The 22,159-nt window shown below is 67.0% G+C and carries 18 protein-coding genes and 2 pseudogenes; 8 read left to right on the top strand and 12 right to left on the bottom strand.

What is annotated here, in order from left to right; translation table 11 throughout:
• Positions 1-10: 10 nt before the first annotated feature.
• The 6 genes from E1202_RS12080 (at position 11) to E1202_RS12105 (ending at position 5,367) form a co-directional block, all read left to right on the top strand.
• Positions 11-337 carry a LysM peptidoglycan-binding domain-containing protein gene (locus E1202_RS12080; protein WP_235878135.1) on the top strand — a complete coding sequence of 109 codons (327 nt, stop codon included), beginning with the start codon at positions 11-13 and terminating at the stop codon, positions 335-337.
• Positions 338-507: 170 nt separating this feature from the next.
• On the top strand, positions 508-1,671 hold the full coding sequence (locus E1202_RS12085) for a hypothetical protein (protein ID WP_235878137.1): 1,164 nt from the start codon (positions 508-510) through the stop codon (positions 1,669-1,671).
• Positions 1,672-2,012: 341 nt separating this feature from the next.
• Complete coding sequence (locus tag E1202_RS12090) at positions 2,013-3,365, top strand: S8 family serine peptidase (RefSeq protein ID WP_235878139.1); 1,353 nt, start codon at positions 2,013-2,015, stop codon at positions 3,363-3,365.
• Positions 3,362-3,604 carry a hypothetical protein gene (locus E1202_RS12095; protein ID WP_132682990.1) on the top strand — a complete coding sequence of 81 codons (243 nt, stop codon included), beginning with the start codon at positions 3,362-3,364 and terminating at the stop codon, positions 3,602-3,604. The genes E1202_RS12090 and E1202_RS12095 overlap by 4 nt, the downstream gene beginning before the upstream one ends.
• A 45-nt stretch (positions 3,605-3,649) precedes the next feature.
• A complete protein-coding gene (locus E1202_RS12100) occupies positions 3,650-4,579 on the top strand; it encodes an endonuclease/exonuclease/phosphatase family protein (RefSeq protein WP_132682992.1) in 930 nt (309 codons plus the stop codon).
• Between the two features lie 476 nt (positions 4,580-5,055).
• A complete protein-coding gene (locus E1202_RS12105; protein WP_132682994.1) occupies positions 5,056-5,367 on the top strand; it encodes a CBS domain-containing protein in 312 nt (103 codons plus the stop codon).
• A 325-nt stretch (positions 5,368-5,692) separates the two neighbouring features.
• Here the strand turns inward: E1202_RS12105 and E1202_RS31800 are convergent.
• Positions 5,693-5,967 (bottom strand): annotated as a pseudogene (locus tag E1202_RS31800) (paraslipin); the annotation flags it as partial.
• A 551-nt stretch (positions 5,968-6,518) separates the two neighbouring features.
• On the opposite strand from E1202_RS31800, the gene E1202_RS12115 reads away from it, so the two are divergent.
• On the top strand, positions 6,519-7,745 hold the full coding sequence (locus E1202_RS12115; protein ID WP_132682995.1) for a PAS domain S-box protein: 1,227 nt from the start codon (positions 6,519-6,521) through the stop codon (positions 7,743-7,745).
• A gap of 998 nt (positions 7,746-8,743) precedes the next feature.
• On the opposite strand, the gene E1202_RS12120 is transcribed toward E1202_RS12115, so the two are convergent.
• The 9 genes and pseudogenes from E1202_RS12120 to lanL form a co-directional block, all read right to left on the bottom strand.
• Positions 8,744-9,802 carry a lysozyme gene (locus tag E1202_RS12120; RefSeq protein WP_235878142.1) on the bottom strand — a complete coding sequence of 353 codons (1,059 nt, stop codon included), beginning with the start codon at positions 9,800-9,802 and terminating at the stop codon, positions 8,744-8,746.
• Positions 9,803-9,978: 176 nt separating this feature from the next.
• Positions 9,979-10,422, bottom strand: a complete 444-nt coding sequence (locus tag E1202_RS12125) for a radical SAM protein (protein WP_235878144.1) — start codon at positions 10,420-10,422, stop codon at positions 9,979-9,981.
• Between the two features lie 153 nt (positions 10,423-10,575).
• Positions 10,576-11,076 (bottom strand): annotated as a pseudogene (locus E1202_RS12130) (IS3 family transposase); the annotation flags it as partial.
• Positions 11,077-11,135: 59 nt separating this feature from the next.
• Entirely contained in the window at positions 11,136-11,318 is a 183-nt protein-coding gene (locus E1202_RS31415) for a hypothetical protein (RefSeq protein ID WP_165943834.1), read from the bottom strand.
• A gap of 173 nt (positions 11,319-11,491) precedes the next feature.
• Positions 11,492-13,195 carry an ABC transporter ATP-binding protein gene (locus E1202_RS12140; RefSeq protein WP_235878154.1) on the bottom strand — a complete coding sequence of 568 codons (1,704 nt, stop codon included), beginning with the start codon at positions 13,193-13,195 and terminating at the stop codon, positions 11,492-11,494.
• Positions 13,196-13,260: 65 nt separating this feature from the next.
• Entirely contained in the window at positions 13,261-15,075 is a 1,815-nt protein-coding gene (locus E1202_RS12145; RefSeq protein WP_132683000.1) for an ABC transporter ATP-binding protein, read from the bottom strand.
• 131 nt (positions 15,076-15,206) lie between these two features.
• Positions 15,207-15,368, bottom strand: a complete 162-nt coding sequence (locus tag E1202_RS31420; RefSeq protein WP_165943836.1) for a VenA family class IV lanthipeptide — start codon at positions 15,366-15,368, stop codon at positions 15,207-15,209.
• Between the two features lie 5 nt (positions 15,369-15,373).
• Positions 15,374-17,191, bottom strand: a complete 1,818-nt coding sequence (locus E1202_RS12150; protein ID WP_132683002.1) for an alpha/beta hydrolase family protein — start codon at positions 17,189-17,191, stop codon at positions 15,374-15,376.
• A gap of 38 nt (positions 17,192-17,229) precedes the next feature.
• A complete protein-coding gene (lanL, locus tag E1202_RS12155) occupies positions 17,230-20,073 on the bottom strand; it encodes a class IV lanthionine synthetase LanL (RefSeq protein WP_207918587.1) in 2,844 nt (947 codons plus the stop codon).
• A gap of 866 nt (positions 20,074-20,939) precedes the next feature.
• Between lanL and E1202_RS32135 the strand changes: the two genes are divergently transcribed.
• Positions 20,940-21,116 (top strand): site-specific integrase, encoded by a 177-nt coding sequence (locus E1202_RS32135; RefSeq protein ID WP_235878156.1) that lies wholly within the window; start codon positions 20,940-20,942, stop codon positions 21,114-21,116.
• Here E1202_RS32135 and E1202_RS32140 read toward each other — a convergent pair.
• Both E1202_RS32140 and E1202_RS31810 read right to left on the bottom strand, forming a co-directional pair.
• Positions 21,045-21,503: a site-specific integrase gene (locus E1202_RS32140; protein ID WP_235878146.1), complete on the bottom strand. Its 459-nt coding sequence runs from the start codon at positions 21,501-21,503 to the stop codon at positions 21,045-21,047. The genes E1202_RS32135 and E1202_RS32140 overlap by 72 nt on opposite strands.
• Before the next feature lie 6 nt (positions 21,504-21,509).
• Positions 21,510-21,737, bottom strand: a complete 228-nt coding sequence (locus tag E1202_RS31810; protein WP_207918589.1) for a hypothetical protein — start codon at positions 21,735-21,737, stop codon at positions 21,510-21,512.
• Between the last annotated feature and the right edge of the window lie 422 nt (positions 21,738-22,159).

The following is a 22,159-nucleotide window of genomic DNA, read 5'->3' on the forward strand; positions in this document are numbered from 1 at the left end:
GGAGGACATCATGACGGATTGCGACACCTACACGATCCAGAGAGGCGATACGCTCTCGGAGATCGGTGAGTGGTTCCACGTTCCGTGGCAGGAGCTCCAGTACCTCAACGACATCCCAGACCCGGATTCGATCTACCCGGGTCAAGAGATCCGCTTGGCCGACGACGGACAGGTGTGCAAGGTCTACACGGTGCGCGCCGGCGACACGGTGTCGGAAATCGGTGAGCGCTACCGCGTGAAGTGGCAGAAGCTCACGCACTACAACCACCTCGCCAATCCCGATGCCATTCGTCCGGGGCAAAAGATCTGCATTCCGCAGCGGACCGGCAACGGCTGAGACCACTTGGATCGAAGGCACCTCGTGGAGCTGGCCGAATTCCGCGTACGGGCGTTGCACGCAGGGAAGCAAGCACCGGAGCTGATCGTGGAAGGGAAGAAGCATCTGCGGTCCCAGCGCGCTTCGCCCGCCGCGCGGTGGTCTCGCAAAGCCGAGCGAGGTGAGCGGACATGACCGCATCGAACGAGGCGCAGCGCAACAATGAGCAGAAGAAGACCGTGGAGCCGGGCCAAGAGGAGCAACAACCGCGGTTCGTCCGCCGTTGGCCCTGGGCCCAGCGAACCCTCGCTCACATCCGCGAGTTGCGAGCTCTGGCGGGGTACGTGGAGAAGCAGGTGTCGAGCGCCTCGTGCACGCCTCTGGTGATCGATGCCAAAGCTCAACTGGACACCGCAGAGCGAACCGTGCTCGAAGCACGTTGGTTCTGGCGTGGCAGCGCCGTCGACGGGGCGCTGGCGAACATGAACGCCGCGCACGCGCTGCTGCTGCAAGTGATGCCGCGCCAGGACCTGCGGGCCATGCTTCCCGATCTCGTCGCTGTGATCGAAAGCCACCTCCCGCCACACGACCGGCGTCGGGTGACCACCGTAGGGGTGGCCCGGGAGAGCGGCACCGGCCCGGCTGACTCACCCCCACCGCGGCAAGCGGACGAGGGCGCACCAGGGGGAGATGGCAACGGGAGACTCCCCACGGTCGTCGAGAGGCGAACCATCGCCGAAGCCATGCGCGCCTCATACCGCGTGCAGGAAAGCGAGGTCATCCGCGAGCGGAGCTTCACCTACCTCGTCTACAAGTGGGCCGGTGGCTTGTTCGCCGTCACTGTCCTGATCGCACTCCTCGCGTTCTGGTTCCCCAACGCGCTCCCCCTGTGCTTCCATCCAGTGCCGCCCGTTCCACCGACGCACCACGCGGTGGTGTGCCCGACCGGCGGAGCCCCGAACCCCGGAGCACTACCCGTTCAAGGGTGGGACTACCTCGTGGTCGAACTGGCCGGTCTCATCGCCGCCGCAGTGACCGGCGCCGCAACCCTGCAGCAACTCCACGGGACGGCGACGGCATCCAACGTGCCCATCACCCTCGCCGTGCTCAAGTTGCCGACCGGGGCGCTCACAGCCGTCCTCGGGATCTTGCTCATGCGAGGTCAATTCTTGCCAGGCCTCACCGCACTCGACACCTCGGCACAAATCATCGCCTGGGCCATCATCTTCGGAGCCGCCCAGCAGCTGTTCACGCGGTTCGTCGACGAGCGAGGTACAGCGGTCATGCGAGCCGTCCCCGCTCCGGGCCCCGACCTGCCTCGCAAATCGGAGAACCGGACACCCTACCGGACCTGAGCTCCAACATCGGTACTCACGCTGAAACCCTCCGCTTCCAAGCATGTGCTCATCACAGGACCCGACCGTCGGGCCCAGGAAGCAGGACGGAATCGTCCAGGTACGTGGTCGTTCACTCCCGTCACACAGTCATTCAGTCAGACGCGATTCCACGCTGGCGAAGCAACGTACTGCAACAACATGGCAATGGGATCCAGATCCCCAGTTTTTCCGAGATCGTCTAGGTGAAAACCTCTTCGAGGTCCAACGGCCCTGTCGTGAAGTGTCGCCGGAATGCCACTTTGGTTCTGCACAGAGTGTTTTGACATGCGGGAAACCGCAGGCATGCGGTGGGGGTTGTGATGACTGGGGCTATGCCGTCGTTCGCCAACGGTAATCCGGAATTCGGTCGCCGAGTACCCGATGAGCTGGGCGCTCCGACAGGACGTTACGTGGTGGTGCTCGCCGACGAGGTGCAAGGCGACGAAACCGCGACAGCCGAGGCGTTGCGGTCGGTGGCCGGGGTCGCCAACGTCGCGCGGTCGAGCGACTTCGCGGCCGGCGCGCTGGATGTCGACCAAGCCGAATCCGCCGATGCCATGGTGTTCAGCGAACTGGGCGTGGCCGTGGTGTCCGCGGGCCCGGACCGGGCGAGTTCGATCATCGCCACGGCAGAGGAGGACTCCCGCGTTATCGCGGTTGAGTCCGAGCAGATCCTGCACACGTTGACCCAGCCGCAGGCGCTGACGGCCGGTTACCTGCACGGCTTCCGCGACGCGGCCAACCTGCTCTGCGATCAGTTGGCCGAAACGGATGGGGCCGCGACGCTGGCGGAGCCTGCGGCGGCGCAGTTCGGCGACACGCCCGTGATGACCTGGGGTTTGCAGGCCACAGGGGTCGCCACGGCGCAGCCGACCGGACAGGGAACCAAGATCGCGGTGCTCGACACCGGCTTCGACGGCGCACACCCGGACTTCGCGGGCCGGAACGTCACCGCCCAAACGTTCGTGTCGGGTCAGACGGTGCAGGACGGGCAGGGCCACGGGACGCACTGCATCGGGACCGCCTGCGGACCGCAACGCCCGCCGACCCCGCCGGGCAGCCGCCGCTACGGCGTGGACCACGGGGCGCACATCCTGGTCGGCAAGGTGCTCAGCAATCAGGGGTCCGGAACCGACACCAACATCCTCGCCGGGATCAACTGGGCCATCGCCAACGGCGCGAAGGTCATCTCGATGTCGTTGGGCGCCGACATCCCCGCTGTGTCGCAGCGCTACGAGGCGGTGGGCCGCCGGGCGCTGGCCCGCGGTGCGCTGATCGTGGCAGCAGCGGGCAACAACGCCGACCGGTCCAGCGGCGACGTCGGCTTCGTCGGCATCCCGGCCAACAGCCCGTCGATCATGGCCGTGGGAGCCGTGGACTCCCGGCTGCACATCGCCGAGTTCTCTGCCCGCAGCAACTCGGTCAGCGGTGGCCAGGTCGACATCGTCGGCCCAGGTGTGCAGGTGTACTCGTCCTGGCCGATGACCAAGCGCTACCACACCATCAGCGGCACCAGCATGGCCACGCCGCACGTGGCCGGCATCGCTTCGCTGTGGGTGCAGCAGACCGGAGCCACCGGCGCGGCGCTGTGGTCGGTGCTCACCCGCACCGCGCGACGACTGCCACTGCCCTCGATCGACGTGGGCGCAGGACTGGCCCAGGCATCGCAGTGACGACGGGGCCTGAGCGGGTCGTGGTGACCGTCCGCGACGATCAGCTGGCGGAGATCGACGAGCTCGCCGAAAGACTGCGCCTGGCCGGAATGCGGATCGATCAGGTGCTCGGCGAAATCGGCGTGATCACCGGGTCTCTTGAGGCGGATCGTCTGACCAGCGCCCAGCGGCTTCCCGGCGTCGACGCAATCGAACGGGAAACGTCGTTCCAGGTGCCACCGGACGAGGACGTCCAGTGACCCGCACAGACCAACGCCCACCATGATCGTCCGGAGGGATCGCAGATGACCCACGTGCGAATCTCGACGTTCAACGTCGAAAACCTCTTCGCCAGGTGGCGATTCAAGGAGGGAATCGACCCATCGCTGGCGAACAAGCGCGGCTGGATCGTCGACGACACGCTGTTCAGCGAACTCGGCGTCGACGACAAGGCAATCACAGGTGCGGCGGTGCGCAGCGATAAAGCGGACCTCATCGGCTTCCAGGAGGTCGAGAACGTCGACACGCTCAAGAACTTCCGCGCCCGGTCGCTCGGGGGACGCGCCGAATACCCCCACGTCGCCGGCGTGGACGGCAACGATCCGAGGCGGATCGACGTCGCGGTCCTGTCGCGCTCACCGATCACCCGGATCCGCTCGTACCAGCACCTCGCGGACCCGGACACCCCCACCAGCGCGCTGTTCTCACGCGACTGCCTGGAAGTCGACGTCCAGGTGACGGAACGAACGATGCTGACCCTCTTCGTCAACCACTTCAAGTCGATGATGGGTGGGCGTGCCGCGACGCGGTCACGTCGCATGCGGCAGGCAGCGGCGGTGCAGCGCATCGTCACCGCCCGGTTTGGCGCGAACCCGGGTGCACATCCCTTCATCATCATGGGCGATCTCAACGACTACCTGGAGTCCGATGACCAGGGGGACTCCGGGATCACCGAACTGGTCGAGTGGGATCAGGTCGACAACGCCATCAACCGGCTGCCCGAGGATGAGCGCTGGACGCACTTCTGGGCCAAGGGCAACAAGTACCGCCAACTCGATTACCTGTTGTTATCGCGCTCGCTCGCCGATGCCAATGCGGCGAAGCCCGAGATCCTGCACAAAGGTCTGCCGTTGCGGGCAACGCGCTACACCGGCGAGCGCTTCCCGGGCGTCGGCCAGGACCGCCCGAAGGCGTCGGACCACTGCCCGGTCACCATGACGCTCGACGTCGTCTGAACTTGCTCGAAAGACTCAAAGGCCCCACCTCCGGCGCTGTCCAGCGGGATCGACGAGGTCGATAAGCGGTGCCGGGACACAGACGCAGTTGCGGATCAGAACGGCCGTCTTATGGGACGCAACGCACTGGGATACGTCGTCGGGACGGCGGAATTCGAACCCACGACCCCCACTACTCCCCCGCCGGTGTTTTCGAAGGCCAGATGAGCGGGGGACGAGGGTTGTGGTTCCGCCGGCCTAACGCGGGAACCGTGCACATCGTGCGGTCCCCGCCTGGATCCCCGCCCAGTTGCGCCGCACTGGCGCCACAGCGGTTGTGGCCCCGCTAGCCCCGCGTGGACCGCCCGGTCGAGACGGCTCCCGGCCGGTTGACCGTGGAGCAAGTGCTCAACGGGACTGCAGGGCCATTCCGGCATGCGTGGCTTCCGCTCGTGGGCCACGCGGGTTCGGTCGAGGGCACGATCAGCTTCCGCCGGATGCGTGCCGTACCGCAGCCCGAACGCTCGACGACCACGCTGCGCGAGATCGCGACGCCGATGGACCGCATTCCGACCGCTCGACCCGATGAGCCGCTGTCAGCGCTGCTCCCCCGACTCGGCACCGACACCGACGGACACATCCTCGTCTTCTCCGGCACACAACTGCTCGGGATCATCGCGCCATCGGACATCAACCGCACCGCCACCGAACGCGGCCCGCCCACGGACCTTCCCGGACCCGGAACCGTCCCGACCAGGAGAACACCCCCGCCGAACTGGTGGTACCCGGGCCAGCAACGCCCACTATGACCACCACAAGCCCGGTCGCAGGGCAGCACGCTATTCCAGATTGGTGATGTGTTCGAGGCTATTCGCTGGTCCCGTGCGACCGCTGTTCGACTCGTCTGGGAACTGCTTCAGGCGCAGTCCGCGGCGCGGCGATCTGGTGGGTGGTGTCCGTCTCGGCGGCCTCAGCGACGGCCTCCGCCGCTCGGGCCGCGTCCTCAGCTGCGCGCGCCGTCGAATCGTCGGAGGCGCCTCCACGCGCAGCGGTGGACTTCGGCAGAGCCTCGCTGAACGCGCGGAAAACACCATCCAGTGCGCATCTAGTGCCGAGGTCATCTCACTGGGGATCACCCAGAAAGCCGGTGGCCTCGTCCAGCACGCCCCGCAGCTGGCTGTTGATCGTATCGTGTGAAGTCAGGGTGCGTTCAAGATCCATGGAACCGACCACGTTGCGCAACGTGGTGACGGTGAGCTGTTCGACCGCCTGCAGGTAATCGGTGATCTCGTAGGCTGCCGCTCGCGGATCGGTGACCTGGAGTACACGACGGTGTCGATCTCGACGACGAGGTTGTCCTCGGTGATGGCCGGCTGCGGCTGGAAGGAGACCACCCGCTCCCTCAGGTCGGCAACCGAGTCGACCTGCACCCATTGACGTATACCCCTGGATGGGCGTGTACTGAGAGTGCGGTTAATCGATTGAAAGGGTCGGTCAGCCGAAGGGGCGATGGCACGACAGCCCCGAAAGGAACGCATGGTCCAACGGCAAGGACGTTCGCAGTCCTGAGTCTCACCAGAATCTTGGGATCGGTGGAGTTCAGAAGTGCGAAAGACGCTCGTTGAACTCGAGCAAGCGTTCCGGTGAGGGCCTCCGCAGTTGCGGGGGCCCTCAGTCCGGATACGTGTCGTCTCTTACCGCAACGCCGGCTCACGGTGTTTCGCGGCGGCTGGTGGCTGCCCGCGGCCGAGGCCGTGGCCGGCACCGAGCTCGAAGACATCGACGAGCTGCTCAACGAACTCCGCCGCTCCGGGCTGGTCGCCCGCGTCCCCGGGGTCGTGCCCACCCGGTATCGGATGTTGCAGGCCGTGCGGGACCACGGCCGCGCTCGTCACCGTGGCAGGTCACTCACAGGTGTGAACTGGCTCGACATGCGGGCGAGGCCGCCTACGGTCGGCCTATGCCCTTATCGGGTGACCAGGATCGGATTCCGTGGCGGGTCGTGTGCGACCAGGCCGCGTCCGCGATGACGGTGCTCGACCTCGAGGGGCGCTTCCTCTACGTCAACCGGGCCCTGTGCCGGCTCCTCGGCTACGAGCGAGACGAGATCGTCGAGCACCACCGCCACCACTACATCCACCCTGACGACGCGGTGGGGCTCGACATGATCGGCGAGGTACTCGCGGAGCCCTCGGGCGAGGTCTCCCACGAGTTCCGATGCGTGTGCGCCGACGGGCGGGTCATCTGGTTGCTCCTGTCCGCCTCCGTCATCCGGGACGACGAAGACCGTCCGCTCTGCATCGTCACCCACGCGCAGGACATCACAGAGCGGCACGAATCCAACGACCGATGGCAACAGACGTTCGCCAACGCTCCCATCGGGATGGCTTTGCTGGACGCGCACGGGGTGTGGACAGAGGTCAACGCCGCCTTGTGCGAGTTGCTCGGTTACAGCCACGACGAGCTGGTGGACCTGGATCCCACCGACCTCACCTACCCGGACGAAGAGGCCAGCGCGGCGTTCGCCGATGTCTTCGAGGGGCGCATAGACCGGGTGAGCGTCGAAACCCGCTACCGGCACAAGGCCGGGTACCCGGTCTGGCTGCTCATCCGGGTCAGCGCGGTACCAGGCCCAGAGGGCGCGCCGGTGTACGTAATCGGCCAGTACGAGGAGATCGGTGATCGGCGCATGTCAGACGAGCACCTCGCGCACTTGGCCCTGCACGATCCGCTGACCGGGCTGGCCAACCGCGCCCTGTTGGCCGATCGGCTGGATCACGCACTAGCAGAACTACCACGCGACGGGGGCGTGGTGGCCGTGATGCTGGTGGACCTCGACAAGCTGAAGGAGACCAACGACCGCCACGGGCACGCCGTCGGCGATCAGCTCCTGATCTCGGCGGGTGACGCGCTGCTGCACGCCGCGCGGACCGGTGACACCGTGGCCCGTTTCGGGGGAGACGAGTTCGTGGTGGTCAGCCGCGTGCCCGATCTCGCGACGGCGGAGGCGCTTCGCGACCGCGTGGAGAAATGCCTCAAGACCGACGTCGTCGCGTCAGGCTGCCGGGTTTCCCTGCAGGCGAGCGTCGGGCTTGCCACCACGACCTTCCCGACGCTCTCCCGTGTGGAGCTGCTGGACGCCGCCGACCGCGACATGTACGTCCGCAAAGCTCGGAGCCGAGGCTAGACCGCGGCTCGATGCTCGTCCGGCGAGCAACTGCTCGCCGCCACCGACACCGGAGATCAACACTGGAAGACAGCCGACCTCGCGCAGGGCTCACAAGGGGTCGACGTCCTCCCGTCGTAAACGGGGGACGGATAGCTGCCCGGTTCCACCTGCGGTGGGCGGTCGGAGTCGACGCGGCCGGGAATCGGCGAAGAGTCGTACGGCGAGCTCGGGTCCGACGGCTGGTTGGTCGTGCCGCCGACACAACTGCCAAAGGCCGCGAGGACGATGAACCCGAGCAGCGGGCAGCCGCACCCCCTGTGCCGCGGCTTTCTGTTCGGCCGGGGAAGCGAGCCGACGGCGTCGCGGTGAGTAGTAGCGAATGCGCACGGTGCCTCCGGTCTTCAGTTGTGACTACTCCAGGCAGAACCAGGCTCAGCCGGGGAGCGCAGGCACCCTGTCCTCTGAAATGCCTCGACTGGGTTTGCAAGGGAGGTTGGCTGCAATCAGCTTCTGCGGTGTGTGTGCAGCGGGAGATCGTCTGGGTTGAGGTCGGCTCCCCAGCAAGCGCACCTGGGTCACACCGGCGCCGTAGTTGACCACGCCGTAGGGAAGCACTGGAAGCAACCGGCAGATCACCGTTGCCGTGAAAACTCGCCGCGCGAAAGCGGAATCCAGAGCGTTCAAGCGCCGCTCTCGCCGCGCCAGGCCCGGATGTCCAGCAGTGGCATAGCGGGCCCGAGCACCATCCGGCAGCCAAGGCGACCACGAGCAGGCCTCCACCTGCCCGATTCAGCGCAGCGCACGATGCCCGCCCGTCGCTGAGGGGCCAGGAACACTCCCCGCAGACGGGCGCGGGAGCGATCGTGATGGTCGCATTTGCTGAACCCGCCCCCACACCAGCCTTTATCCCACCTCGACGCTCGCGGACAACTAGCGCACGACAAAGCGGGCCGCCAGAGTTCCCAGCGGCCCGCTCCCCGCGGAGCTTCTCATTCCGCGATTCGGCCTTTCAGGACTCAGCGCGCCAAGCGCTCCAGGCGAGCGAGACCTTCCTTGTACTTGTTGAGGTCCGTGTTGGTGTTGATGCCAGCGACCTTGCCCTTGCTGGTGTACTGCCAGAAGTCCCAGTCGCCGAAACCGTTGGGCACGGCAGGGTTGTCGACATCGTAGGAAGCCAGCCACAGCGCGTGGTTCCCGAAGGCGTCCGTACTACCCATGCACTCCCGCCAGAACGACGGGTTGGCGTAGATGATCGCGTCCTTGCCAGTGCGCTCCTTGACCTTCTCGTTGAACGTCTTGGTCCACTGCTGCATCTGGTCGACCGACAGCCCGTAACAACCACCGGCCTTCGGATCGACCTCCAGGTCCAGCACCGGCGGGAGGGTCTTGCCGTCAGCCTGGTAATCAGCCGTCTTCAAGAACCGCTCGGCCTGCTCCTCAGCAGAGGACGAACCGGGCCTGGCGAAGTGGTAGGCACCAGCGATCAGGCCCGCTTCCTTGGCCCCGTGGTACTGCTCGCCGTAGCGCGGGTTCGTGAAACTGGTGCCGTCAGTCGCCAGCACGAAGGTGAACTTCTTGCCGTCGGCTGCGACCTGCTTCCAATCGATGTCACCGTTGTGGTTGGACACATCGATCCCCTCGACCGGCGGTCCCGGCGGCGCTTCGGGCTCGGCCTGCGTATCGGGCGCAGCCGGAGCAGCCGCCGGTTCCTGCTCAGGGACGGCGGGAGCAGGTTGGGCCGCCTGCGGCTCTGGCTTGGCCGAGTCAGCCTGCTGCTGCGGGACCGATGGGGCTTGGATCGGAGCTTGCAACGCGGCATCCTGCACCTCCGGCTCCGATTGGCCGGAGGTGCCGCAGCCCACCAACAGACCGATCACACCGACAGCAGCGACTGCCACACCGGCCTGCGCTGCACGCCTCCGCGTTGCGCGAGCAACCAGTTCGGGGAGCTTGTCGCGGATCGCGGTCAGGTACGGCGCGTCCCTCTCCCGGAAGTGCCGCGCTACCGGTACTTGCCCACGGGAATGATCGTTATATTCGGGGTTCTGGGATTCGTTCCTATGTTCGGGGATCACGCACCCACACTTCAGCACGCAGCGTGACCACACCTCGCGGTTTCTACGTGTTCGAATACCTGGTTTTGCCCGATTCAACCGAAAGGTTCGGACAACAAGACGACATACAGTAACAACGCTCTAGCTCAGTGCAGCGGCGATGGTGACCGCACGTCGACGCACGCGGAGGCAGGCTTTCAGGAGGCCGGAAGCGGCGGCTGCATACCAACAGGGTTCGGTAGCGTCGGCGCTGTTGCGGGCTGGGCCTTCGTGCGCGCGTAGGTCTGCCGCTTGGTGATCTGCGCGTGTTCGGCAGCGTCGGTCGAGTAGTACGACGTCGCCAGCCGCACGCCCGGTTGCGCGAAAACTTCCCACAACGCCAGCCGGACGTGCACCAGGTTCGAGAACACCTCGACCTCGATTCCGCGCGTACGCGTGTGGTCGATCAGGGCGGGTAGCGACGGGTGCAGGGTCGGTTCGCCGCCGATGAACTGCACCATCTTCACCCCGGCCTCGGCGGCTTCGTCGATCACCCTCCGCCAGTCGGTATCGGTCATTCCGCCGTGGTCGCCCGCGGGGCCGGATTCGGCATAGCAGTGCCGACATTCGAGCTGGCACCTGCCCGTGATTTCCAACCACACGAACGAAACAGTTGCGTCCACAGGAACCTCCGAATTCGGTGAATTGACTGGGCCGGCCGGGTTGTCGGGGTGGCGGGGCGCTGGGCAGGCCGGTTGGAAACCGGTGTTGGTAACGAACGGGGATTACGGCACCAACACCGGCGACTCTTCGCGCCGGTTCTCCGACGCGGCAAAGCCACGCTGGGCGAGTTCGTCGGTGGCGAACCGATACCCCTCGGTCGGATCATCAGCGTGGATCTCGAGTGCGGCGTTGATCAGGTGGGCGTCGTCCCAGTCCCGTTGTGAGACCGGGTCACGTTGCCACTGGTAGTAGGCCTGCCGGGAGATGCCCAGCACCCTGCACGTCACCGCTACCGGCACCCGAATGCGGGCGTCGGTGGCGGCCAGGTCACGGACGAGCGGGAACACCATTTTTCCCCGCAGAGCACCCTGGGAGAGATAGGCCGCGGCTTTGCGCAGGACCTCGTCCTCCTGCTCGAGCAGCCGGTTGCGCTTGCGGAGTTCCCGCAGCTCAGCCGACTCCTCACGGGTCACACCGTCACGGGTTCCCTCGGCGACCTCGGCGGCACGCATCCAGTTGGCCAGGCAACCGGTCGAGATCCCGAAATCGGCGGCGACCTGCTTTAACGGAGCCTCGCCACGACGGGCACCCACGCCGCAGTGACCCCCGAACCGAGCAAGCGGCCCAAGAGCTCCTACCCCGGTTCGAGGTTTCACAGCCCAACGAAACCTGGCAATCCGAATTCACCCATCACCGGCTGGCCGATGGCCGGGACACCGATATCCTGACCTGGCTTGATGACCACTCCCATCGTGCTCTCGGCATTCCGCAAAACCACTGCGGCACACGGAGTCCCAGCCGCATTGCTGACCGACGACGGGATGGTGTTCACCACCCGCCTCTCCGGCAGACGAGACGGAGGAAACCACCTCGAACACGAACTACGACAGCACGCCATCCTGCAAAAGAACTCCCGACCGAACCACCCCACCACCCAGGGAACGGGGCCCTCGCCGTCGACGAACGTCCCGGTGTCAGGCCGGGTCTACGCCGCCCAGCAGCGGACATTCAGGGATGCGGGGAGGCTTCTGGCTCGACCTCGTCGGTGTGGCGGGCCCGGTGTTCGTCACGCCAGTAGCCCACGAGTTCGGCGTAGAGGTCACTGCGTGCAAGAAGGTCGTCGTGCGTCCCGACTTCTGGCGTGGTGCCAGAGAAAAGCAGAATGCGGTCGGCCCGTTCGGCTGAGCTGATCCGGTGTGCGATGACGATCAGCGTGCCAGGGCGCCGGGCGAAGCCGTGCTCGGCCAGCGCCTCGGCCGCAGGGTCGAGGTGGCACGTTGCCTCGTCGAGGATGACAATCCGGGCGGGACAGAGGTGGACGCGGGCCAGGGCGATCAGTTGTCGTTCGGCGGGGGACAGCCCTTCCCCGCCTGCCGGAATCGTCGCCTCGTAACCGCCGAGCCGGGCCAGCGTTTCCCCAGCGCCCACTGCGGCAACCGCGTCGGCGAGGGCTTCCGTGGTGGCGTCAGGTCGCAGGTAGGTGAGGTTTTCCCGCACCGTGCCAGCGAAAACATACGCATCCTGCGGGATGAGTGCGATCTCCCGCCGCAGCTGCTGTTCGTCGATGCGTCCGAGTTCGCCACCGTCGAGCAGAATCTGTCCGTGCTGCGGTTCGGTGAGGCCGGCGAGCAGGTTCGCCAGGGTGGACTTGCCCGCCCCGCTGGGCCCGACGACGGCGAGGTGGGTGCCCTCCGGAACGTCGATGCTGAGGTCGTGGACCACGGGCCGTGCGTGCTGCGAGTAGCCGAACGTGACCCGCTGCAAGCGCATGTTGTAGCCGTCCAGCGGGGACGCCGACGAGCGGGCAGGTGTCGTTGACGGCTCGTCGGCGCACACCTCAGCGAGGCGATCCAGCACGACCCCGAGGCTGACGAGCAACGTGCTGCCCGCATTGACCAGGAACATCACCGCGGACTGGAGGCCGCCCGCGACATATATGACTCCGCCGGCCAGTGCACCGGTGGTCAGCATCTGCGACGAGAGCAACCACGGGGCGAGCGCCACCAGTGAGATCAGCGGCAGATGCACGCCGAGCGTCACGACGAGCAGTCGCAGGACTCGGGTCCGCGCGAACCCGCGCAGTGCTTCCGCTTGCTCCTCGATGGCGTCCGCGACGTCGGCGGCTGCGCGTGGCTCGGCGGCCTGGGTGGCGACATCGCGGATGCCCGACACGATCGGAGCAGCCACGTTCCCGACCTGTTCGCTGCGCAGAACCACCACGCGGTAGCGCAGGAACAGGGATCGGAGCACGACGACGAACAGGGTCATCGCGAGCACAACGAACCCGCTGACGATCGCGGCCAACGTCGTGGAGAGCACCGCCAGGCCAGCAAGGGCGGCGACTCCTGCGGCGACCACCTGCCGCATGTTGCGCAGCATGGTGGACAGCAGCACCCGGACCGCTTCCACCTGCTCGGTGATCTGCGAAACGCTGGAACCTGTCACGTCGCGCTCCCCGCGCATCGCCCGGTGCAGCGATGCGGTGATCACAGCTCGGACCATCGAGTCGCGCAGCGGTTCCACGCTCAGGATCAGCCACGGATACACCTGGCGAGTTCCGAAGGCGCTGACGATCCACAGACCCGCCATGGCGGCGAGCCAGGCGAACCCCGCGGACGACCGGCCAGCGAGGAAGCCGTCATCGATCGCCTTGGCGATCAGCACACCCGAGACGAAGGTGGGCAGAGCTTCCAGGGCCGACCACGCGACCACCCGCCGCAACGCGCGCTGGTGCGGCCGGATGTGCTGGTGCAGCAAACGCATTCCGCTGACGAGCATCACTGCTGCACCGCCGTGTCGATCTCGGTGATCGCGACGGGCTCCGGAGTTCGCGTGCCGGAGTCGTCCTCAGTGGCGGCGAAAACCGCGCGGTAGCCGGGCTCGGACCAGAGCACGTGGTGCGGCGCCAGGGCCCGGATGCGGCCGTTCTCGAGCCATGCCACCAGGTCAGCACGACCGGCGGTGGCGGTTCGGTGCGCGATCACCAGCGAGGTCCGCTCGGTCCATGCCCGCCGCAGTCCCTCTGCGACCTTGACCTCGGTGGCCGTGTCGAGGCTGCTGGTCGCGTCGTCGAGCACCACCAGCCGTGCGTCCCGGAGGACCGCACGCGCCAAGCTGAGGCGCTGCAGTTCGCCGCCCGACATCGGGGCGCGGGCCAGCGGCGTGTCATAGCCGTCGGGCAGCAGGCCGATGAACTGGGCGGCTTGGGCCAACGCCGCCGCCCGCTCCACAGCGGCAAGGGACACCTGTTCCTGCCCGTAGCTGATCATGTCCGCGATGGTGTCGCCGAGCACGGCGGGCCGTTCGAACGCGTAGGTGACGGCACGCCGCAGTACCGGGAGTTCGACCTCGGACACGTCGGTGCCGTCGAGCAGCACCACGCCTTCGTCCGGATCCCGCAACCGCCCCACCAGCGACGTCAGCGCGGTTTTGCCCGTACCGGACCGGCCTACGATGGCCACGCTCGTGCCGGCCGGGATCGTCAGGTCGACGTGGTCGAGGACCAGCCGCGTGTCCTCCCGGACGCAGACGCCTCGCAGCTCCAGGTGGCCTCGACCAGGTGGGAGCGGGGCAGAGCACTCGGGCGTGGTAATGGCCGGTGTCGTGTCCAGAACCTCAGCCACCCGTCCGGCCCCGATCTGACAGGTCACCATCGCGACCGCGGCGTCGAGCACGCCAACCACACCAGCGGCCAGCGCGACGTAGGAGGATGCGGCAACCAGCTCGCCCGGGGTGATGTCCCCCGTGCTCAGCGCCGACCCGCCGACGGCGAGCACGGCGACCTGCAGCATCGGAACCAGCAAGGTCAACTGCCAGCTCATGCCGCGCTGAGCCTCCCAGACGCGCCGGCCGCTCTCGTGCAACTCCTTCAGCGGTTGCACCACGCGGTCGATGTCGCGCTCGACGGTCCCGCTAGCGCGGATGGTGCGTGCACCTTGATGCGCGTCGAGGAGCCGGGTCGCGATCGTCGCCTGGAGATGCTGGTACCGCTGCAGCGAGTCACCGGCCCTGGCCACGAACCGGCGGAGAAGCAGCGCGGCGAAAGGGACGCCGACGAGAAAGGTGATCGCCAGGCGCAGGTCGATCAGCACCAGCCCGGCGACCGCGCCGACGGTGGTCATCAGCGTGGCGAGCACCGATATCAGGGAGGGGAAGAAGCTGGCTGGGCTGGCGGCGTTCTCGGTGAGCCGGGACAACACCTCGCCAGCCGGGAACCGGCGGGGGCCGCCGACGCCCAGCAACAGCACGTGGCCGATCAGCCGATGCCGGAGTGCCGCAGTCACTGCGCTGCCGAAATAGGAGCTGACGAGGTCGTCCACCGCCATGGCCACCGTGGTGACGCCTACCACCAGCACCAGGCGCCCGAGCGCTGCGCCGAGATCACCGCCGCGTATGGCCGCGTCGATCGCGGAGCCGATGACGGCCGGAGTGAGCACCGCCGTGACGACCTGGACAACGGTGGTCAGAGCCACCGTGGCCAGCATCCAGCGGGACTGACCAGCCGTGGATCGCAAGAGCCGACCGCCGCTGGCGCGCAGCGCGTCGGTGTTGCCCTGGTGCCGCAGCATCCGGGCGAGTCCACGAAGCTCCATTCGTGAGATCCCCTGTTTCCGCTACCGTGGCGAGCACGCAGACGGGGCGCGGAGAGGCGATGCCTCCACCGCGCTCAGGAACCGGTGTTCCCGCCCGGTACCAGCGGGCGGGAACACCGGGCCCCCGCCGGTCAGCTACACGAAACGCCGACACAGATGGTGTTCAGCGCCGTCAGCAGGCCGATACACGCGCAGGTCCCTCCGCTGCCTAGCTGAATCCCGTCGATCTCGATCGGGTCCGTCTCAGGCAGCTCCTGCAGCGAGGCGACCATGTCGAAGTCCTCGAGCTCCATCGTGTTCACCCCCTTCCCACGTGAGTTGCTACTGGAGCCTCCTGCCGCATCCCGCCCGTCGTTGCGGTGCGGGTGAGGCAGAAGCGTCTTATCCTGCGCAGCAGCTCCGAGGGCCAGTCGGCCACCACGCCGGCGTGATTGGTGTCGAGTTCGACGTAGTCGAGGTCCGTGCCCGCGTGCCGCCCCAGCTCCAGCAGGCGGCGGTGCAGTATCCGCGACTGACGCACCGGAATGTGTTCGTCCCTGCGGCCGTGGACTAGCAGCAGCGGAGCTCGAAGCGACGCGCAGAGGCTCAGCACGTCGCCCTGCTGCTGGTTCTCGTCCAGCCCGCCGAGCTCGCCGATGCGGTCGCGAACCGCGTCGGCGGCGTCGGCGTTCAGCGCAGCCGGGGACAACAACGGTGCCAGCGCGACGCAACCGGACCAGCTGTCCGGATCGGCGCATGCTGCCAGCAGCGCGAGATAGGCGCCGTAACTGACGCCCAGCACGATCGGAGCCGGCAGCCCGCTGCGTCGGCGATCCCGTTCCAGGCGGGCGCACAGGTGCCGGACGTCGTCGAGATCGGGGCCTCCCCACTTGCCCAGTGCGGAGCGCAGGTGCTCCTCGCCGTAGCCGGTGCTGCCCCGGCAGTTGGGTGCGAGCACCGTCATGCCTGCGGAGGCGAGGGAGTGAAACAGCGGATCGAACTCGAAACCCCACGCGGACAACGGTCCGCCGTGCAGGGCAACGACGAGCCGTTCGCGGTATCGCCAGCCCGTTCCGCCGTAGACGATCGCTTCGATCGGTCCCGCTGCGCCGTCCAGCTCGACGAGTTCGGCGTCGGCGCTCGCGCAGCTGCTCGTCGTCGCCTGGTGCAGCGACCAGGCAGGCTTCGCGGCACTCCGGTCATCGAACCGAAGGGTGGCGAGGGTGCGGGGATGCGCGGGCTGTGAGAACGGGACACGAACGACGTCTCCGGCCCAGCAGGCCGGGGAGCTGACTATCCCGCGCGGACTGTCCAGCGGAGTCAGGCTGTCGTTGGCTGGTGTGTAGACGAACAGCCGTGAGACAGCCCCCGCCCGCTCGTGCACGAGCACCCGCTCACCTCGATCGTCAACGGCCAGCGGATGTCTCGGATATCCCCGGCGGTGCAGGACCTCGGGGAAGTGCACCGTCGGCTGACCGAGGACGCCCCAGCCGAGCCGGGGCTCGCCCGACGCGTTGCTGCTCACGACCAGCAGTCGTGTTGCGGGGGAGCAGAGCAGGATTTGGTCCGTGCTCGCCTCCGACATGAACCAAGTGCGCCGCCAGCTGCCGTCGCTGAGATCGACGACGATCCCGTGCTGCCGGCCGCCGCGCGGAGTCTGGTTGATGGCCAGTGCCCGGCCTGCCTCATCGATCCACGCACCCCCGGAGAGCAGGCCGGGCAGCCGGACGATCCGTTCGATCCCCGGTGGCGCATCGCCGAGCCGCCAGATCGTCGATCGATCCGCATCGTCCACGGTGACGGCAAGCCCGGGCGCGGACCATCCAACGGGGCCCGGCAGCAAATAACCGCCGAGCGCGGTTAGGGAGCCAAGCCTGTGCCCATCCGTTCCGGGTATCCCCTCAGCGGTTGCGGGGTACATCGTGATCTCGTGGCGTTGTGACCCGCACTGTTGCCACAGCACCAGTGAGCCGTCGTCGAGCGGGAGCAGCCTGGTGGCCCGACCGACAGCGAAACCAGCGATCTGCCTCTGGACGACCTCCCCAGCGCCGAGCTGCCAGCTCTCCAGCAGGGCGGTGTCTCCCGCCACGCCCACGGACGCGGCGCGGAGCCCGCGCGGGGAGAAGGCGAACCCCATGCGCGCGGAGAGCTCAGTCCCTGCCGGTCCGTTCGTGCTCACGTCGGCCTACTGGGTTGCAGGAGTTCGTCAGCCATCCACATGCGTGGCGTGCGGTATCGCAGGCGCAGCAGGAAGGCGAGCACACCTGTCATGCCATCGCCCCAGCTGCTGGTGAGGCCACCGCGTTCGTCGGGGAACACCACGCGGCTGTTGTGGTGTGTTCGGCAGCTGTGGACGAGCCGCGCCACCTGGTGCGCCATGCCGTCGTAGATGCCAGCGCCGGTCGCTTCCTGCATGTCGAGGAGGAAGTCCCCGTTGCCCGCTAGCCCGTGGCACTGCGCGAGCCCGGCGCGTGCCGAGTGCTCCATGACGGCGCGGGCGGCCATGCTCGCGTAGCTGCCGAAGCGCTGGTGGCCCGTGACGCGGAACAGCCGTGCCAGGAAGGTCCCAATGCCGGACGCGCCGTGACACCAGTGCGGGGCGGTCGCGGCATCATTCGATCCCGCACCCCACTGGGCCACCTCGCGGTCGACGATCGCGTGGCCGATCAACGTGTCGCCGGTGCGTACCGCCAGTGTCATCAGGTCTTCGCGGCCGGTCGCGAGTGCGGCGGCCAGCAGGAAGTAACCCACTCCCGCCGTGCCGTGGGCAAAGCCGTAGTACCGGCGGCCCGCCAGATGTGAGTGGTGCTCGGCCGGTGTTCCCCAGCTGACACCGTCGGCTTCCTCGGACGCGCTGAGCACGAGTTCGTCGGCCGACCGGTTCGCTTTCCGGAGCAGTTCCTCGTCGCCGGTGAGCGACCACAGGTGCAGCAACGTCAGCCCGATTCCCGCGGTTCCATGAGTGATGTCCGGGTTCGTCACGGACACGGGAAGATCGATGGCGAGTTTGAGCGCCTCAGTCCGCAGCCGGTCCGCGCCGAGCTGTTCGCCTGCCTCGAACAGTGACCACGCGATGCCCGCCTCACCGAAGTACAAGCCGGGCGGCCGTTGGTCATCGGCCGGCAACCGCTGTGCGATCCAGTCGCCTGCGGCGGTCACCGCAGGCCCCAGTCCCGGGTCGCCGGAAGCACCGACCTGCAGGCAACGGGTGAGCACGCCGAGAACACCTGCGGCGCCGTGCTGCACGCTGCACGGATCGGGCGCGCCGTGGGCGCACGACACCGGCCACAGCGTTTGCGCATCGGGTGTCATCGAGCTCAGCAGGTGACCGACAACGCCGTCGACGGCGTGCTGCCAGCACTGGTCGTCGAGCCTCGGTTGGGAGGTGCCAGCCCGTGACTGCCAGGCATTCCGCGCTGCGGCCCCGTTCGCAGTGGCGAGCACCTGGTTGACCCGCGCGGGTTCCGGGCGCCTGCGCGGGTCGGGATGCATCAGTTCGAGGATCAGCCTCCGCAGGTCGTCGGGCAGGCCGGAGGGTTCCCACCGGACGTCCAGCCACTCGGCCAAGCCGTGCTGCGGGTACGGCTCCCCGGTAACGCCTTCGATCATGCCGGGTACGTTGCCGAAGACGAGAAAGCAGAGCGTTGCGCCGAGACTGAAGTAGTCGGCCCGTTCGTTCGGGGACTCACCGTGGAACTGTTCCGGGGCGCTGAAGCCGGGGGTGCCCACCTTCAGCGGTGCGTCATCCTTCTCGCCGGTGGGCACGGCGAGCTCCAGGTCGATCAGCTTGAGCTGTCCGTCGGGCAGCACCATGATGTTGCTGGGGTTGAAGTCCCGCAGTATCAGACCAGCGCCGTGGGCGGATTCCAGCAGAGCCGCGACCCTTCCGGTCATCGTGAGAGCTTGCGGGATATCACGCCGCCAGCCGCCCGAGCGGATCTGTCCGGGGATCCACTCGCGAAGGGACACGCCCGGTACCAGCTCCTCGGCTAGGAACAGGTGCTGGCTCTGCTCGAAAAGCGCGAGCACCTGGGGAGCCAAGCCCAGTGGCGCGACCAGCTCGAGCGCGTGGGCCTCGGCCCGCAGCCGGTCTCGTTCGTCGCGTCCGGTGCGGTCCGCCCCGACGTGCGGCCGTGCCTCCTTGACGATCACGGCGTTGCCGGTGTGGGTGTCGGTCGTCCGATAGACGCCACCGCGATTGGTGTGCCGGATCGCCTCGCGAGCGAGAAATCGCTTGCCGACAAGCACGCCGCCTTGCGCAGCGTGCTTGTCGCTGCGGTCCGCCTGGCGTAGTGCCGGATCCGGGGCGTTGGGGAACGGGCACGAAACCCACGGCGGCGGGGAGTACTTCCCGGCCCGGCGGTCCTCCACCGGATTGCCGTCCGGGTCCTCGATCACCCACGCGTAGAAGCCGTCGTTGGAGAAACGCCTCTGTTCGATGAAGGCGCCGTACCGGTAGTGCACCAAACTTCCCGGCGAGTACGGCCGGTCCGACAGCACACGCGGACCCGCCAGTCCGTCCGTCGCTTCGTGAAGTTCCGCCGCCAGCCGGACTGCCTCATCGTCGCTGGCCGGGTAGATCGTCAGGAACTTCCCGGAGTGGCCACGTGAGGTGTGGCGGTCGTTGAGCAACGCGACATGGTCCGGCGTGCGAGCAAATTTGAAGGCCGACTCGGATTCCAGCAGCACTGGCAGGGAACGGGTCAGGACATCCTGTGCCGAGGCAAGGGTTGCCGAGACGTGCAGCTTCCAGCCTTGGGAGCGTTGGACCGCGCTGCCTGGTGCCACCGTGCACCAGGTGCCGCCCTTGCTCACGGTCCACCGAGCTGGCTTCGACGACGTGCGCAGCCCGGTTTCGAGCACATCGGTGAGCGTGGAGTCGTCGACCGCACCCAGAGACCTCGGGCCGAACAGGCTGAAGTTGAACTCCGCCAGCCGCGGGCTGTCCGCCTCGCGCGCGTCATGACCGGACGCACGCGCGGTGTCGTCGTCGGAACAGTCAGGTGACACCCCAGCCATGCGGTCTCCAGCGTTGCTCGGTCGTACGCGTTCGAGAACCTTGCCAACAGGCTAGGAAAGGAAACTCCGCAAGGCTTTGTGGACCGCCGTCACCACCGATCAGGCAAGTACCGTCGAGAGGGACGAAACGCGCAGCTCTCCGGACTGCGTGGGCGAGTGAGGGGGGAAAATGGCCGCTGAAACGTTCACTCGTTCGGGTGTCCGACCCCGTTCTTGTCGTGACGAGCCAGCATGGATTTCCCGGCGAAAGCCCGGCAGATCACGACCTACCGCAACGTGGATGGCTCACATCCCTCTGCCAAGCCACGACGTGACGGTCCTGTGCAGCGCCAGCAGAGATCACAAAGTGACGCTGGAGCACTAGTCTCAGCGGGACTCATGGCATGAGACTCTGAGGTGCACCCGCGCAAGAGACGTCGACCAGGAGAGTCGTGCTGGGCATGCAGTGAGCCGCACGCATCGTGCGACCAAGTCCAGAACCGCCGAATCGCAGTCAAGCTGCTCCGCTGGGCGCATGAAGCGTTTGGGGCGGGTCAGCAATGGCTCCGCAGGAGAAGGGCGTCCGAAACGACCCGGTACAACTACCTGCTCGCGGTGGTCCAGCTCGCAAGGGCACGGCGAATATCTCGCGTGCGGATGTGGAGTCCTTCCAGTTTCGGGCGATCGAGACTCCTCCGGCTGCAACTGCTCTCAACAAGCACAAGTGCCTGCAGCAGTTCTTTCAGTGGTTGGCCGAGGATGAGCAGGCTGTGGAGCGGTCTCCTGTGGATGGGGTTCGTCCACCGCAGCCGCCGCCGAAGCTGGCCCCCGTCATCAGTACCGATGACACAACGCGGTTGTTGGAATCGTGTAAGGGATCTGGATTCATGAATCTTCGTGACCAGGCGATGATTCGCTTGTACTGCAACACCGGGGCACGACTGCCCGAAGTGGCTAATCTGCGCGTGGACGACATCGACTGGAACACGGATTCACTGGTTTACCAGGCAAGGGCGGTAAAGAACGCCGTGTCCGCATGGGTCCCAAGACTGCACGTGCGTTGAGTCCATACCTGCGGGCACCTTCGCGGCACTGCGGTTCAGAACGTCCTGCGCTACCACGGTCTCGGTCTCGGACTCGGTCTTGAGATCGAGATCGTCGAGGGGCGGCGAAGCGACCTCGGACAAGCGAGCTCCCGTGTTGGCGAACAGGCGGATGATCGCCTGATCCCTCAGGCTCAGGAAGTCCCGGCCGCCGGAGCAGGTCGCCAGCAGCTGTGAGGTGACATCACCCTCGATCACCGGAATCAGCATGGCGGGTGTCGCGGGCTTGCGGACCCGCTCCATTGGAGATCGGTCGATCTCGCGTTCGTCGTTCATCGGCCAGCCGAAGAACACCCGCAGCGCCTTGTGCTTGTTCACCGCGGTCGCCGCCGAGCGGATCTCGATCATCCAGGCCTAGAACGCCTCGATGTGATCGCGAGTGACCTCGGCCGGGTCCTCGGCAGCGTCGTCGGCGTCCGGGTCCGGAGAGTGCTCACCGAGGTAGCGAGCCAGCTGCGCGGCTGCCAGCAGATAGTTGTAGCGGGTGGTCTCGGGATGGTTCACAGAACGCAGGTTGCGGTCCCTGTCGCGCAGGTATCCGGACCAGACCGTCGACACGCCCTCCGAGAGAACCAAGATCAAGAACTGCCATTCCAAATCTCCGTAGTCAAGGTGTCCATGAGCGGCATGCTTGACCACAGGAAGCAGAACAAGAACAGAAAAAGAGGGCCCCCACAGGCTATGACCCGCGGAAACCATCTCACCGGTCGGGACGGCGGGATTCGAACCCACGACCCCTCGACCCCCAGTACTCCCGCGCCGGTGTTTTGCCTGGTCAGGCGAGTCTGATGGCACGAGGGCTGTGGTTCCGCAAAGCTCACGCGGGGACCGTGCACACCGTGCGGTCCCCGCCTGGTCCCCGACCCCTGGACCGCGCTGGCGGCGTGAGAGTTGTGGATCTGCGCCTTCCACGTGCAGACCGTGCTGACCGTGCGGTCCCTCCTTGGTCCCCGGCACACATCGTTTCAGCATTGGATTCATTCACCACTAAGTCTCCCGTATGC

The organism is Saccharopolyspora karakumensis, assembly GCF_004349225.1.
GTDB lineage: Bacteria > Actinomycetota > Actinomycetes > Mycobacteriales > Pseudonocardiaceae > Saccharopolyspora > Saccharopolyspora endophytica.